Origin of the sequence: Micromonospora rhizosphaerae (genome assembly GCF_900091465.1) — a bacterium.
GTDB lineage: Bacteria > Actinomycetota > Actinomycetes > Mycobacteriales > Micromonosporaceae > Micromonospora > Micromonospora rhizosphaerae.
The window spans coordinates 4,393,293-4,405,773 of record NZ_FMHV01000002.1 but is presented as its reverse complement, the minus strand read 5'-3'; the positions used below and the strand labels follow the sequence as shown (position 1 = coordinate 4,405,773).

13 protein-coding genes are annotated in these 12,481 nt (G+C 72.2%); 3 read left to right on the top strand and 10 right to left on the bottom strand.

What is annotated here, in order from left to right:
- Positions 1–4 precede the first annotated feature (4 nt).
- Entirely contained in the window at positions 5–196 is a 192-nt protein-coding gene (locus GA0070624_RS20590; protein WP_091343503.1) for a DUF4926 domain-containing protein, read from the top strand.
- A 67-nt stretch (positions 197–263) separates the two neighbouring features.
- Here GA0070624_RS20590 and GA0070624_RS20585 read toward each other — a convergent pair whose 3' ends face one another.
- Both GA0070624_RS20585 and GA0070624_RS20580 read right to left on the bottom strand, forming a co-directional pair.
- The gene (locus GA0070624_RS20585; RefSeq protein ID WP_091343501.1) at positions 264–2,057 is read right to left on the bottom strand and encodes a CehA/McbA family metallohydrolase domain-containing protein; all 1,794 of its coding nucleotides are present in this window, start codon (positions 2,055–2,057) and stop codon (positions 264–266) included.
- Positions 2,058–2,151: 94 nt separating this feature from the next.
- A complete protein-coding gene (locus tag GA0070624_RS20580; protein ID WP_176731797.1) occupies positions 2,152–2,742 on the bottom strand; it encodes a TetR/AcrR family transcriptional regulator in 591 nt (196 codons plus the stop codon).
- A 70-nt stretch (positions 2,743–2,812) separates the two neighbouring features.
- Here GA0070624_RS20580 and GA0070624_RS20575 point away from each other — a divergent pair, with 70 nt between their 5' ends.
- Positions 2,813–3,211, top strand: coding sequence for a nuclear transport factor 2 family protein (locus tag GA0070624_RS20575; protein WP_218105232.1), 399 nt, complete (start codon positions 2,813–2,815; stop codon positions 3,209–3,211).
- A 20-nt stretch (positions 3,212–3,231) separates the two neighbouring features.
- Here GA0070624_RS20575 and GA0070624_RS35310 read toward each other — a convergent pair whose 3' ends face one another.
- Positions 3,232–3,441, bottom strand: a complete 210-nt coding sequence (locus GA0070624_RS35310) for a hypothetical protein (protein WP_218105231.1) — start codon at positions 3,439–3,441, stop codon at positions 3,232–3,234.
- Between GA0070624_RS35310 and GA0070624_RS35305 the strand changes: the two genes are divergently transcribed.
- Entirely contained in the window at positions 3,440–3,670 is a 231-nt protein-coding gene (locus tag GA0070624_RS35305; RefSeq protein WP_218105230.1) for an anthrone oxygenase family protein, read from the top strand. The genes GA0070624_RS35310 and GA0070624_RS35305 overlap by 2 nt on opposite strands.
- On the opposite strand, the gene GA0070624_RS20565 is transcribed toward GA0070624_RS35305, so the two are convergent.
- The 7 genes from GA0070624_RS20565 to GA0070624_RS20535 form a co-directional block, all read right to left on the bottom strand.
- Entirely contained in the window at positions 3,658–4,479 is an 822-nt protein-coding gene (locus GA0070624_RS20565) for an HpcH/HpaI aldolase/citrate lyase family protein (RefSeq protein WP_091343497.1), read from the bottom strand. The genes GA0070624_RS35305 and GA0070624_RS20565 overlap by 13 nt on opposite strands.
- Entirely contained in the window at positions 4,479–5,666 is a 1,188-nt protein-coding gene (locus GA0070624_RS20560; protein ID WP_091343495.1) for a CaiB/BaiF CoA transferase family protein, read from the bottom strand. Before GA0070624_RS20560 ends, GA0070624_RS20565 begins: the two co-directional genes overlap by 1 nt.
- A complete protein-coding gene (locus GA0070624_RS20555; protein ID WP_091343492.1) occupies positions 5,663–7,648 on the bottom strand; it encodes an SUMF1/EgtB/PvdO family nonheme iron enzyme in 1,986 nt (661 codons plus the stop codon). The genes GA0070624_RS20560 and GA0070624_RS20555 overlap by 4 nt, the downstream gene beginning before the upstream one ends.
- Positions 7,645–8,598 (bottom strand): ribokinase, encoded by a 954-nt coding sequence (locus GA0070624_RS20550; protein ID WP_091343488.1) that lies wholly within the window; start codon positions 8,596–8,598, stop codon positions 7,645–7,647. Before GA0070624_RS20550 ends, GA0070624_RS20555 begins: the two co-directional genes overlap by 4 nt.
- Positions 8,598–9,953 carry an ADP-ribosylglycohydrolase family protein gene (locus GA0070624_RS20545; protein WP_091343487.1) on the bottom strand — a complete coding sequence of 452 codons (1,356 nt, stop codon included), beginning with the start codon at positions 9,951–9,953 and terminating at the stop codon, positions 8,598–8,600. Before GA0070624_RS20545 ends, GA0070624_RS20550 begins: the two co-directional genes overlap by 1 nt.
- Entirely contained in the window at positions 9,950–11,095 is a 1,146-nt protein-coding gene (locus GA0070624_RS20540; protein ID WP_091343485.1) for an ADP-ribosylglycohydrolase family protein, read from the bottom strand. The genes GA0070624_RS20545 and GA0070624_RS20540 overlap by 4 nt, the downstream gene beginning before the upstream one ends.
- Before the next feature lie 80 nt (positions 11,096–11,175).
- Positions 11,176–12,453 (bottom strand): ABC transporter substrate-binding protein, encoded by a 1,278-nt coding sequence (locus GA0070624_RS20535; protein WP_218105229.1) that lies wholly within the window; start codon positions 12,451–12,453, stop codon positions 11,176–11,178.
- Positions 12,454–12,481 lie beyond the last annotated feature (28 nt).

Sequence of the window (12,481 nt, the reverse complement as noted above, 5' to 3'; positions counted from 1 at the left end):
TTCCGTGAATCTCTATGACGTGGTCGAACTGATCTCCGACGTGCCTGAGGAGAATCTTCCGGCCGGGTCGATAGGAACGATCGTGCACATCTTCACCGCGCCCGAGCAGGCGTACGAGGTCGAGTTTGCCGACAGCGAAGGTCGGACGTTGGCGACGGTCGCTCTCAAGCCGGACGATGTCCGGCCCTCCCGATAGGCGAACGGTCCCTGCGATAGGTGATGCAGCAGAAAACCACGGTGGCGAGCGACGTTCGTGGAGGCGGTCAGAAGCGGCGGGCGGGCGGGATGCCGTGTGTGGGCGGCGTCCGTAGGAACCAGGCCGGGTTGCTCACCGCCAGAATGGCGCCGTCCGCGCTTCTGACCTGCGTACGGACGTAGGCGCCGACGCCGGGCCTTACCCGCAGGTCGTACCGGCCCTGTCGTAGCTGCGGGGCAGAGATCCGGGTGGTGCTGGTGGCGGGGGCGAGGTCCGCGAGGCCGGCCAGGTCCACCGTCCCGATGACCGCCTCCAGCGCAGCGCCGGCCGGCAGGTCGGTGGCGAGCAGGCGTACCGTCACCTCCGCTGCGTCGGTGACCGCGACCGCGCCCATCGCCGTGCGGCCGTCGACCTCGATGTCCAGCGCGCCCCGATAGCGGGCCAGGTCGGTGAACCAGGCCTGCCCGGCGCGCAGCGCGTCCACGAGGTTGTCGCGGCCGGTGGAGGATGCCCAGACGTACGTGATGTGGCGGTCGGCCCGACCGCGCCAGTCGGTGCCGTCGTGGTCGTCGGTGACGCCGACGGCGGTGAAGAAGACCGCGTTGCGGGCGGCGACGTCGAGCGCCCAGAGGTGGTCGTCGAGCGGCCCGCGGCCGATCTCGACGAGGTCGGCGCCGAGATTGTGGCGTTCGATCATCAGCCTGGCCAGCGAGTCCCGGCTCTCCACGTCGAGCGGGTGGTTCCAGCAGACGACCCCGCCGTGGGAGTGCAGGAACTCGATCATTCGCTCGGTGCGGGCCACGTCGTTGTCCCGGTACGGCGGGGACGGGAACTCCGGCAGCGTCTGATCCCCGCCGAACCAGTTGAGGTGCCGTACGAGGGACACCTCGTACGCGCGATGGTGGGTGACGCCGCCGAAGGCGTCGCCGTACGCGCGGAGCACCTCGGCGCGGAGGTCCTCGCCGGCCTGACCGGTGCGGCGGGCCCGGTCGAAGACCAGGCGGTCGACCACGAAGCTGCCGCGCGCCGACGCGGTCACGCCCACCCCGAGGCGCAGCCCGCGCAGCGAGTTGTCCCCGGCGACCAGGTCGGGCCAGAGCCGCCGGACGTCCTCCACCAGCGGCAGGGTGTGCCGGCGCCACTCCCCTGGTGCCGCGGGCCGGTCGACGGTGCCGAGCAGGCCGTCCGTCGAGTGACCGGCGGGCCGGGCGGCTCCGATCCGGTAGCGCAGGACGTACTGGCCGGCGGGTCGGCCGGCCCGGGCGGGGTGATGGGACAGGGCGATCTCGATGATCAGCGTCGCGTCCGGCCCGGACGACTCCGGCAGTACGTCGAGGTGGAGCGTGGTGTCGGAGATGTTGCCGGTGTGCGTCCAGTTCCAGGCCTTGCCGGCGTACCAGAGGATGCCGTCGCCGGCCGCGCTCAAGCGCAGCGCCCGCGGTGGATCGTCCGCGCCGTGCGGACTCTCGATGAAGTCGGCGGCCGACTCGGCCAGCCGGCCCTCGGTCGATGCCTGCCAGGTCCAGGCGAGTCCGCCCTCCGACTCCTCCGCTCCGTCAAAGTGGACCATGCGACGGTGGTCGTGCGCGGCGACCCGGAAGTCGTGGTCGGTCCACCAGATGACGTCGACGTCGGTGCGGCTGGCCTGATCCAGATGCGCCGCGTAGCTGGCGATGCCCTCGCTGAACGACCCGTGGATGTGCATCGCCATGCTGATCGGACGGCGCCCGCGGGCCCAGACCGGGGGCGATGGGTCGGAGGAAGCGGCCATGCTGGCGGGGATGCCCACGCCCGCCAGGGCGAGGCCACTGGCGGTCACGAGGACCGTCCGCCGGTTTACCCGTGGCTGCTGCTCCCCCATGCCGACTCCACTCCCCGCTGGCGGTCGGGTCAGCGTACGGCGCGCCGCCAAGGACCGGAAGGCGGCTCTGCGCTGACGCCGCCGAGGCCAGCGGTCACCGGGTGGGCGGCCGCGCGCCGTACACCCGCAGGATGCTGGCCCGGAGGGCGGCGGCGGCGTCATCCGCGGACATTCGGCCGGCGGCGGCCTCCGCCCCGGCCGCATGGCCGAGGGCGATGGTCGCGGCGATGAGCCAGCCGGGCGATGCCTGCGCGTCGAACTCGCCGGACCGCTGTCCCCGCTCGATCAGGCGCAGGAGCCGGTCGACGACGGGTCCGTGCAGGTCGGGGTCGGCCGACCCGGTGTCGACCTGCAACATGGGAAACCGCTGGATGGTACGCCAGCCGGCGTCGAGCAGGCGCAGCAGCGCGGCCGGCGCCGGCCCCTCGTCGAGGTCGGCGGCGTCCATGGCGGCGATGGCGTCGTCGGTCATCCGTTGGAACACGGCGGCGACGAGCGCGTCCCGCGACGGGAAGTGCGCGTAGACGGTCTGCCGGGACAGCCCGGCCGCCGCAGCGATCTCCTCCATGGACGCCTGCGGTCGTTCCCCGAGGACTCGAATCGCGGCGTCGAGGATCGCGGAGACGCTCCGCCGGGCCTCCGCACGGACGCGTCGCCGTCGCTCTGGAGAAGTTTGCTCGGACACGGTTGTCAAGGCTACCGAACGCGCTTAGCCTTTACATCGTCGTCAGGGATAAGCGAATCGGAGAAGCGCGATGGGAACCGAAGCAGGCCCCACCCCGGGCACCGACCTGGCCGGCTATCTGCGGTCGTACGTACAGGAGATGGCCTTCGGCGACGAGGAGCCGGGCGTCGTGATGGATCGGTACCACACCCACGACATCGCCTGGTACACCGACGGAATCCATCTCGATCGCGAGCGCCTGATGGCACACGCCCGTCCCGCCCGCCGAAGGGTGACCAGCTGCGACCTCGACATCCACGACACCCTGGTCTGCGGCGACCGGGTGGCCGCCCGCTACACCCTGAGGTCAGTGATGCGCGGCCGGGTGATCGTCAACGAGATCCACATGTTCGGGGAGCTTGCACCGGACGGCAGGCTGCGCCGGGTCGACCAGCTCACCCGGACGCCCGGGAGGGAGAAGCTCCGGTGACCTGGCCGGTGGGCCCCACCTCAGTCGACGGCGCCGCCACCGGGCGCGACGACGACCGGGCCAGCCGGCACCGGCGGGCCGTCGAATCCCTCGCCCTGTTCAGCACCGGGCTGTTGGCGGGCGCGTTCGGCTACGGCGCGGTGAACGTGGCGCAGACCTTGCAAGGCGGTGCCACTCGACGTTCGGCTCACCTTCCACACGGGCCTGATGAGGATGAACGGCCCGGTCATGCAGACCACGATGGCGCTGGCGATGGTGAGCTGCACCCTTCTCGCCGTGCTCTCCCGCGGGGTGGCCCGTCGCCTGACCGCCATCGCCGGCGGCCTGGTCCTGACCTCCTTCCTGGTCACCCGGCTCGGCAACGTACCGATCAACGCGCAGATCAAGGGGCTGGACCCCACCGGCCGGCTGGCCGCGTCCGTGCATCGCCGCGGCGCCGGGCGCGGTCAGGTGGCGTAGTGGGCGGCCAGGTCGACGACGCGGCGGGCGGCGGCCACCATCGCCCGGTCCGCGAACCGGCCGTCGGGGAGCACCGCCGTGCCGGAGTCGCGGGTCTGCGCGTCGGCGACCGCGACGAGCAGTTCCCGCGCCCGGGCCACCTCCCGCTCGCCCGGCCGGAAAGACTCCGTAATCACCGGGAGCTGACGCGGGTGGATGGCCGCCCGGCCAAGAAAGCCAAGCCGCCGGCCGACCGCGCAGGAGGCGGCCAGCCCGTCCAGGTCGGCGACGTTCGCGTACACCGACATGGCGGGCGGCGGCAGGCCGGCCGCGCGAGCCGCGACCACCATGCGGCCGCGCGCCCAGAGCAGGCCGTCGTCGTCGACGACGCCCAGGTCGGAGCGGAGGTCGGCCTCCCCCAGCCCGAGCGAGGCCACCGCCGGGTGCGCGGTGGCGATCGGGTACGCGGCCTCCAGCCCGACGGCGGACTCGATCAGCGGGTGCAGCGGGGCGTCGATCCGGGCGGCGAGCGCCCCGACGGTCTCCGGGGACTCCACCTTGGGCAGTCGCAGCCCGGCCAGCCCGGGCGCGCCGGCGACGGCGGCCAGGTCGGCGTCGACGTCCGGGCCGGTCAGCTCGTTGACCCGGACCTGGACCGGCACTGAATGCGACTCGGCGAGGAACTCGGCGACGGCCGCGCGGGCGTACGCCTTGCGCCCGGCGACGACGGCGTCCTCCAGGTCGAGGATGACCGCGTCGGCGCCGGAGGCGACCGCCTTGGCGAACCGGTCCGGCCGGTCGCCGGGCACGTAGAGCCAGGTGAGCAGCATCAGATCACCCCCCGCTCGCGCAGCGCGGCGAGTGCCCTTTCGTCCAGGCCGAGAGCGCGGAAGACCTCGTCGGTGTCCTGGCCGTGGCGGCGGCCGGCGTGCCGGATCTCCCCCGGGCTGGACGACATCCGGAACGGCACGTTCTGCATCCGCACCTCGCCCAGCTCCTCGTCGGGGACGGTGACGACGGTCCCGAGAGCCGCGTACTGCGGGTCGGCGAGGATGTCGCGGACGTCATAGACCGGGGCGACCGCCGCCTGCGCGGCCTCGAACGCGGCGACGACCTCGTCCAGGTCGCGCTGCGCCACCCAGGCGCCGACGGCGGCGTCGAGTTCGTCGGCGTGCGCGGCCCGCCCGCTGCCGCTGGCGAACCACGGCTCGTCGACCAGCTCGGGGCGGCCGACCAGCCGCAGCACCCGCTCCGCGATGCTCTGCGCGCTCGTCGACACGGCCACCCACCGCCCGTCGGCACAGCGGTAGGTGTTGCGGGGGGCGTTGTTGTTGGACCGGTTGCCGAGCCGCGGCTGGACGTAGCCGAGCTGGTCGTACCAGGTGATCTGCGGGCCGAGCATCGCCATGATCGGCTCGATGATGGCCAGGTCGACCACCTGGCCCGCGCCGGTGCGGTCGCGGCCGCGCAGGGCCAGCATGACCGCGTACGCGGCGGCGAGCGCGGTGACCGAGTCGGCGAGCCCGAACGGGGGCAGGGTGGGCGGCCCGTCCGGTTCACCGGTGGCGGCGGCGAAGCCGCTCATCGCCTCGGCGAGGGTGCCGAACCCGGGCCGGGGCGCGTACGGGCCGATCTGGCCGAAGCCGCTGATCCGGGCGATGACCAGGCGCGGGTTGACCGCGTGCAGCTCGTCCGGGCCGAGGCCCCACCGTTCCAGCGTGCCGGGGCGGAAGTTCTCCACCAGTACGTCCGCGTCGGCGAGCAGCCGGCGCAGCAACTCCGCCCCCTGTGGGTCGGAGAGGTTGAGGGTGATCGTCCGCTTGTTGCGGCCGAGCACCTTCCACCACAGGCCGACCCCATCCTTGGCGGGGCCGTGCCCGCGCGACGGGTCGGGCTTGGCCGGATGCTCCACCTTGATCACATCCGCGCCGAAGTCGCCGAGGAACGCGGCGGCGAGCGGGCCGGCGAAGAGGGTGGCCAGGTCGACCACCTTCACCCCGTGCAGCGGTGCGGTCATCGGGCCTCCCCCGGCAGGTCCACCAAGGCGTGCGCGGTGCCCGAGTCGGGCAGGTCCGCCGCGCAGCGGAAGCCGATCGAGTCGGAGCGGGTCAGGCCCGCGCCGAGCAGCAGCAGCTTCACCGACACCTCGGGCGGCTGCGGGCCGCCGTCGAGGTACCAGTCGGAGCCCTCGGCCCGGTACGCGCAGCCGCCCTTGAGGATCACGAACCGGGTACGCCCGTCGGAGTGTTCACTTTCGGTCAGGTTCCAGACCAGCGGCTCGCGCCGGGCGAGCAGTCCCGCCGCGGCGGCGACCTGCCACTCGTCCTCGGTGGGCAGCCGCAGCCCGGCCCAGTCGGCGTACGCGCGGGCGTCGGTGAGGTCGACTCCGGTGACCGGGGCGTCGGTGGGCCCCTGCCCGGCGGTGAACCGCTCCGGTCGGACCGGCCGGTAGCCGGTAGCGGCGAGGAACGCGGCGTACTGGCCGTGGGTGACCTCGTGGGTGTCGATGGCGAAGCGGCCGAGCCGCACCGGGCGGCGCAGGGTGCCGGTGTGGTGCAGCCGGGGCGGCAGCGGCTTCCACTCGTCGACGTAGGGCGCCTCGCCGTACAGCCCGGTCTCCCGGACCCGATGGCGGACGGTCAGGTCGTGCCGGCCGCCGTCCACGGCGACCATGCCGTCCGGCAGGGCGGCGACGGGCGCCCACGGGGTACGGGTACGCACGGCCGCCCGGGCCGGGAAGGACGGGTCGCCGGTCGGCGGCTCGTGCCGGTCGACGGGCGCGTCCGTGACGATCACCGCGGCGATCGCGCCGGCCGGCAGCCGGCCGCCCACCGCCACCCGTCCCTCGCCGGCCTCGCTGACGGTCAACTCCACCCCGGTGACCAGGTCCACGAAGCGCCGGCCCGGCCGGGCGTCGGTGACCAGCCACGGGCCGTCGTGCTCGTCGCCGCGGTTCGCCACCGTCCACAGTGGCTCGCCATCGTGCGTCCAGCGGGATGCGTACACCTGTCCGGAGCCGGGGTGGTCGGCGAGCGGGACCCAGTCCTCGGCGCGCAACCAGGCGGCGTGGCTGGCCTGCACCCGGCGCATGGCGCGCAGCACGGCCTTGTCCCGGTCGTTCCAACCGACCCAGACGCCGAAGACGCTCTCCCAGACCAGCACGCCGCAGCCGTTGAGCCAGGCGGAGTGCAGCTCGTCGAGGTGGCTGCGGTGCCAGCGGCGGGTGTGGTGCAGGATGTGCCGCCGCTCGAACCACTTCGCCCGCAGCACGCCGGGCACCTCCGAGTCCGCGAACCACTGCGCCCACGACATGGCGTGGTCCTCGACCCGCGCCAGCGGCACCCGGCTCTCGCCTTCGAGCACCATGCCGGGCCGGACGGCGTCGAGGGCCTTGCGCAGTTCGCCCGCGCCCTCCTTGAGGGTGTCCAGGAAGGCCCCGTCCACGCCGAGGGTGCCGGCCAGCGCCGCCACCTCCTCGGCGTCGCTGCCGGGCTCCCGTCTGGTGCCGGTGTCCCACGGGTTGTAGTCGACGAACACCCGGACCCCGTGCGCCTGGAACGCGCGCACCACCTCGGGCAGCTCGGGCACGTCCCGGTAGAAGTCGAACTGGTTGCGCTCGTCCAGCCCGATCACCGGGTACGCGTGCCAGAGCACCACCCCGTCGAAACCGCCGAAGTCGCGCCGCGCCGCCTCGAGGAACGACTCGACGGTGAAGACGCCCCGGTCGTGGTCGTAGAGGGTATCGTCCCAGAGCCAGGCGAGGCAGACGGTGAAGCAGTCGCCGGTGATCTCGTCGTAGTGGCGGCCGGTGTAGGCGAGCCGGGTCCGGGCGTCGGCCCGCCACCGGGTGAGCTGGTCCCGCCAGGCCGGCCAGTCGGCCGGGTCGTCCGGGGCGGCGAAGATCTTCGCCTCGTCCAGCGTGGTCAGGTCGGCGTGCGCGCCGAGCGGCACCGTGGTCGGCAGGTCGATCGGCCGTGGAACGTACGGGTTGACGCTCATGCCAGTACCCCGTAGGTCGCCCGGTGCAGGGCATCGATCTCGGCCCGATCGGGCAGGGCGGTGGAGGCACCGGGCCGCTGGGCGCAGGCCGCACCGGCGGCGCAGGCCCAACGCAGCGTCGCCGTCACCTCGTCGGCGGAGCCAGGCCCGCCCCGCTCCGCCCAGCCGACGGCCAGCGCACCGGTGAAGGCGTCCCCGGCCGCGGTGGTGTCCACCGCGTTGATCCGCGGTGCCGGGACCTCCAGCCGCAGGCCCTGCCGGTCGGCGTACGCGGCCCCGCGAGCCCCGAGCGTCAGCACCACCCGGGGCACCAGGGACAGCAGCGCGTCGAGCAGCGCGGCCGGGTCACCGCCGGGCACGCCGGCGACCACCGCCGCCTCGTGCTCGTTGACCACCAGCACGTCAACCAGGTCGAGCAGCTCCGCGGGAAGCGGGCGGGCGGGCGCGGCGTTCAGCACCACCGTGGTCCCGGCCGCCCGCGCCCAGCCCGCCGCGCGGATGACGGCGGGCAGCGGCACCTCCAGCTGTACCAGGAGTACGTCCGCGGCGGCGACCGCCCCCTGGTCGGCGCCGTCCAGCTCGGACAGTTCCCCGTTGGCGCCCGGCGCCACCACGATGAAGTTCTCCGCCGTCCCGTCCACCGCGATGAGCGCCACGCCGGACGGGCCCGGCACCTCCCGCAGCCCGCGTACGTCCACCCCGGCAGCGGCGAGGTTGTCCCGCAGCACCCGGCCGAAGTCGTCCTGCCCCACCGCGCCGATGAAGGCGCAGGCCGCGCCCGCCCGCGCCGCGGCGACGGCCTGGTTGGCGCCCTTGCCACCGGGCACGGTGGTGAAACCCTCACCGAGCACCGTCTCGCCCGGCCTGGGCAGCTGCCGCGTGGTCACCACCAGGTCGAGGTTGGCGCTGCCCACGACCGCGATCCGGGCGGCGCCACGCTCGGGGCCCATCAGAGCCCGTCCACCAGCGCACCGGTCCGGCGGGCCAGCTCGTCGAAGCCGATGCCGTCGAACGACGCGATGCTCGAGGCGAGCCGGTTCTTGAGCGGGGAGATCCATTGCTCGGGTAGCCGGTCAGCCCCGCACAACGCACCCGTGATGGCGCCGACGGTGGCTCCGTCGGAGTCGGTGTCCCAGCCCCCGACGACCGCGGCGCAGATCGAGGTGACGAAGTCACCGCGCCCGTGGGCCAGGGCGTACGTCACCAACGCCGCGTTGTTGATCACATGGACCCAGTGCTGCCCCTCGTGCGCGGCGTGCAACCGGTCAAGCCCGGCCTCCAGGTCGAGACCGCTGTGCGCAAGTTCCCGGGCCGCCGTGACGGCGGCGGCGAGCCGGCTGCGGGGCGGCACGACCGAGAGCCCTGCGTCGATCACCTGCTCGACGTCGTCGGTGACACAGGCGGCCGCAGCCATGGCCGCCACGTACATCGCCCCGTACAGGCCGTTGCGGGTGTGGCTGACCCGCGCGTCACGCCACGCCATCTCCGCCGCCGTGGCGACGTCACCCGGGTTCGCCCAGCCGTACAGGTCGGTGCGGATCTGCGCGCCGATCCACTCCCGGAACGGGTTCCCGCGGGTGGCGGTCTCCGGCGGGTCGTAACCGTCCAGCAGATTGCGGTAGGCGGCGCGCTCGGCGGTGAAGACCCGTCCCCCCGGCAGCTCGAGCAGCCAGGTCTGCGCCACGTCGTCAGTGGTGAAGTCCCGCCCGTACGTCTCGAGGATGTGCAGCGCCAGCAGGGTGTAGTTCAGGTCGTCGTCCTCCGGCATCCCGTCGATGTTCTCCACCAGGGAGGTCGGACGGCTGGCCCGGTTCCACGGCCAGGCGGCGTTGACCTCGTCGGACAGGCCCACCGCGGTGAAGTAGTAGTCCAACGGGTAGCGACCGGTGTCCTCCAGGATGGCCCGGATGCCCTCGCGGGGGATCTTCTCCACCGGCTTACCGAGCAGACACCCGCTGGCCCGGCCGAGCCAACCACCGTGCAGCCGCTCGAGCAGCGCGTCGCGGTCGGTAGGTTTCGGCAGCACCGGTCCGGTGCCCCAGGTCGCCCGGATGGCGTCGAAGTCGTTCGGCTCGTCCGCGCTGCCGATGCCGGCGTGTCCGCTCAACTCCTCGAGCAGTTCCCGAGCCAGCGCCCGCAGCACGGGTGTGGCCGGGGGCTGTGACGCACCGCCGTGCGGAGGCTGCAGCGGACCGCCAGCGGCCTGCCACCGCGCCGCGATGTCGGTGACGTCGCGCCCCTCGGCAGTGGCCTGGCGCAACTCGTGCGGCAGCACATCCTCGGGTTGAACCCAGGTGACCCTCATGCGCCGGCCACCTCGAACTCGGCGAACGCCGCCTCGGACGCCGCGTGCCGCGCGCGGTCCTTGGCCCGGATCTCCACCGCGATCCCCGCCATGCTCCGGCCGGTCGCCGTGAGATCAAGCCGGCTGTTCCGCGCGACGGTGTTCCGCCACTCCTCCGGGATCGCCTCGATCCCGTGCATCGCACCGCAGATGGCACCCGCCATCGTCGCGATGGAGTCGGAGTCCCGGCCGTAGTTGATCGCGCCGAGCACCGCGTCGGTGTAGTTGCCACGAGCGACGATCACCATGCCGAGCGCGACGGGAAGCTCTTCGATGGCATGCAGACGGCTCGGGCGCCGCGCACCCAGACCCGGTTCCCGGTAGTTCGGCCCGACGGTGTCGAACGGCACGATGGCCTCACGCAGCACCCCGATGGCGCTCTGCCAGTCGTCGACCGTGGTCGCCGCCTTGGCCACCGCCTCGATCGCCGACCGGGTGCCGTCCCGCGCCACCGAGAGCGAGGCCTGGATGACGTCGTCCACGCTGGCCCCGGGCCGCATCGCCTCGGCCACCGCGGCGGCGAAGACGCCGGCGGCCTCCCGGCCGTAGCTGAGCTGGTGGGCGCCGGCGATCTCGATCGCCTCGGCGTACGCGCCTTGCGGGTTGGTCGCGTTGGCGATGCCAACCGGGGCCATGTACATGGCCGCGCCACAGTTGACGACGTTGCCGTTACCGGCTTCCCGAGGGTCGACATGCCCGTAGTGCAGGCGCGTGACCAGCCACTTCTCGGCGAGGAAGATCCGGTTGAGCGCGACCGTCTCCTTCTCCAGCTCCGGGATCCACACCTTCTCGTTCATCAGGAGCGGAACCAGCAGGTCGGCCATGTCGTACGCGTCGAGGTGGTCGCGCTTCGCCTCGTACACCTTGACGATGGTGTTGGTCATCAACGTGTCATCGGTGATGTGTCCATCGCCCTTGTGGTACGGCGACATGGGCCTGGCGGTCTGCCAGTCCGGCAGGAACGGTCCGACGATGCCGGTGACGTACCCGCCGTACCGCTGCTTGATCTGCTCGGGGCTGCGCCCTTCGGTGGCACCACCGAGAGCATCACCGACAGCCGCACCAGCCAGGGATCCGATCGCCCGCTGCTCCAACGCCTTCACTTCGGTCTTCCTTTCCGGGGCCGCTCGGCCGGCGAGCGACCCCGATCTCTGCTGATACCTGTTGGCTGGCGTCGACCCGCCTAGCGGGTGTTGACCGTCTGCCAACCCGACTTCAGCTGGTTGCCCAGCTCGTCGATGCTGATCTTGTTGGCGAAGAACTGCTGGAAGGCCGGGGTGGCGATCTGCGACTTCCACTGCGGGTACGCCTCCGCCTTCTGGAACGGCGCGACCGCCAGCGACTTGCCGCTGAGGATCATCGTGTCCCAGCCGTTCTCACCCTTGGTCAGCGCCAGCACCGCCTGCGCGGCGTCGTTGGTGGTCGGGATGAGCCGATCCCCCTGGGCCAGCTTCGCGAGGTTCTCCGCGTTGGCGTAGTACTCGATGAACTGCGCGGCTTCCTTCTGGTGCTTGCTCTGGGATGCCACCGACAGGGTCTGCGGGTTGGCCGCCTGGCTGGTGCTCTGTCCCTTGAGCGGCGGCAGCATCTTCCACGCGAAGCCCTTGGGGGCCTGCTCCATGATCTGCTGCACGTTGTAGTTTCCGGCGATGATCATCGCGTACTTCCCGCCGAAGAAGCCGGGCAGGACGTCGCCGGTCGCCATGCTCGTGGACGCCGGGGCGAGCGACTTGTCGTCGTAGATCATGGTGTGGGTACGGGAGAGCAGCTGCTTCTCCGGGTCGCCGAACTGGAACTCCGTCTTGTCGCCGTTCGTGCTGAAGAACGACCCGTTGAAGTTCATCGACAGGCTCATGATCGCCGACACCGGTGACTTCAGACCCCAGCCGGCGCCGAAGGTGGAGCCGGAGGTGGCCTTCTTGGCGGCCGCCTGGAAGTCGTCCCAGGTCCACGGCTGGTCCCCGGTCGGCAGGGGGATTCCGGCCTTGGCCAGCAGCTCCGTGTTGGCGAAGACGTTGTACGACTGCATCAGCGTCGGCATCCCGTACACCTTGCTGTCGAAGGTGACCGAGTCCCACACGCCCTGGCTCACCTGGCCCTTGGTGTTGGCGGAGAGAAGTGGTGACAGGTCCGCCAGGTAACCCTGCTCCGCGAACCCGTGGATGTCGGCCGACTCATCGTGGATGACGTCCGGCGGGTTGCCGCCGTTGAACTGGGTGACGAGCTTGTCGTGCACCGAGTCGGCGTCGACCTGCACCATCTCCACCTGCACGCCGGGGTGGCTGGCGTTCCAGGAGGCGACGATGTCCTTGGTGGCCGCGACAGTGTCCTTCTGCCACGCGTAGGTGGAGAAGGTGAGCTTGACCGGGCCGCCACTCTCGTCCGAGGACGAGGAACAGGCGGCGGCGGGGAGCATCACCGCCATCGCGATGGCAACGGCCGCAACTGACTTGAGTCTCACGATGCATCTCCTTATGGGGGTGGTGGGG

Coding starts and splice junctions, on each gene's coding strand:
- GA0070624_RS20560 (WP_091343495.1), bottom strand. CDS start 5,666: ATGACCGCACCGCTGCACGGGGTGAAGGTGGTCGACCTGGCCACCCTC.
- GA0070624_RS20550 (WP_091343488.1), bottom strand. CDS start 8,598: ATGGGCCCCGAGCGTGGCGCCGCCCGGATCGCGGTCGTGGGCAGCGCC.
- GA0070624_RS35305 (WP_218105230.1), top strand. CDS start 3,440: ATGCAGACCACGATGGCGCTGGCGATGGTGAGCTGCACCCTTCTCGCC.
- GA0070624_RS20545 (WP_091343487.1), bottom strand. CDS start 9,953: ATGAGGGTCACCTGGGTTCAACCCGAGGATGTGCTGCCGCACGAGTTG.
- GA0070624_RS20555 (WP_091343492.1), bottom strand. CDS start 7,648: ATGAGCGTCAACCCGTACGTTCCACGGCCGATCGACCTGCCGACCACG.
- GA0070624_RS35310 (WP_218105231.1), bottom strand. CDS start 3,441: ATGACCGGGCCGTTCATCCTCATCAGGCCCGTGTGGAAGGTGAGCCGA.
- GA0070624_RS20585 (WP_091343501.1), bottom strand. CDS start 2,057: ATGGGGGAGCAGCAGCCACGGGTAAACCGGCGGACGGTCCTCGTGACC.
- GA0070624_RS20575 (WP_218105232.1), top strand. CDS start 2,813: ATGGGAACCGAAGCAGGCCCCACCCCGGGCACCGACCTGGCCGGCTAT.
- GA0070624_RS20565 (WP_091343497.1), bottom strand. CDS start 4,479: ATGCTGCTCACCTGGCTCTACGTGCCCGGCGACCGGCCGGACCGGTTC.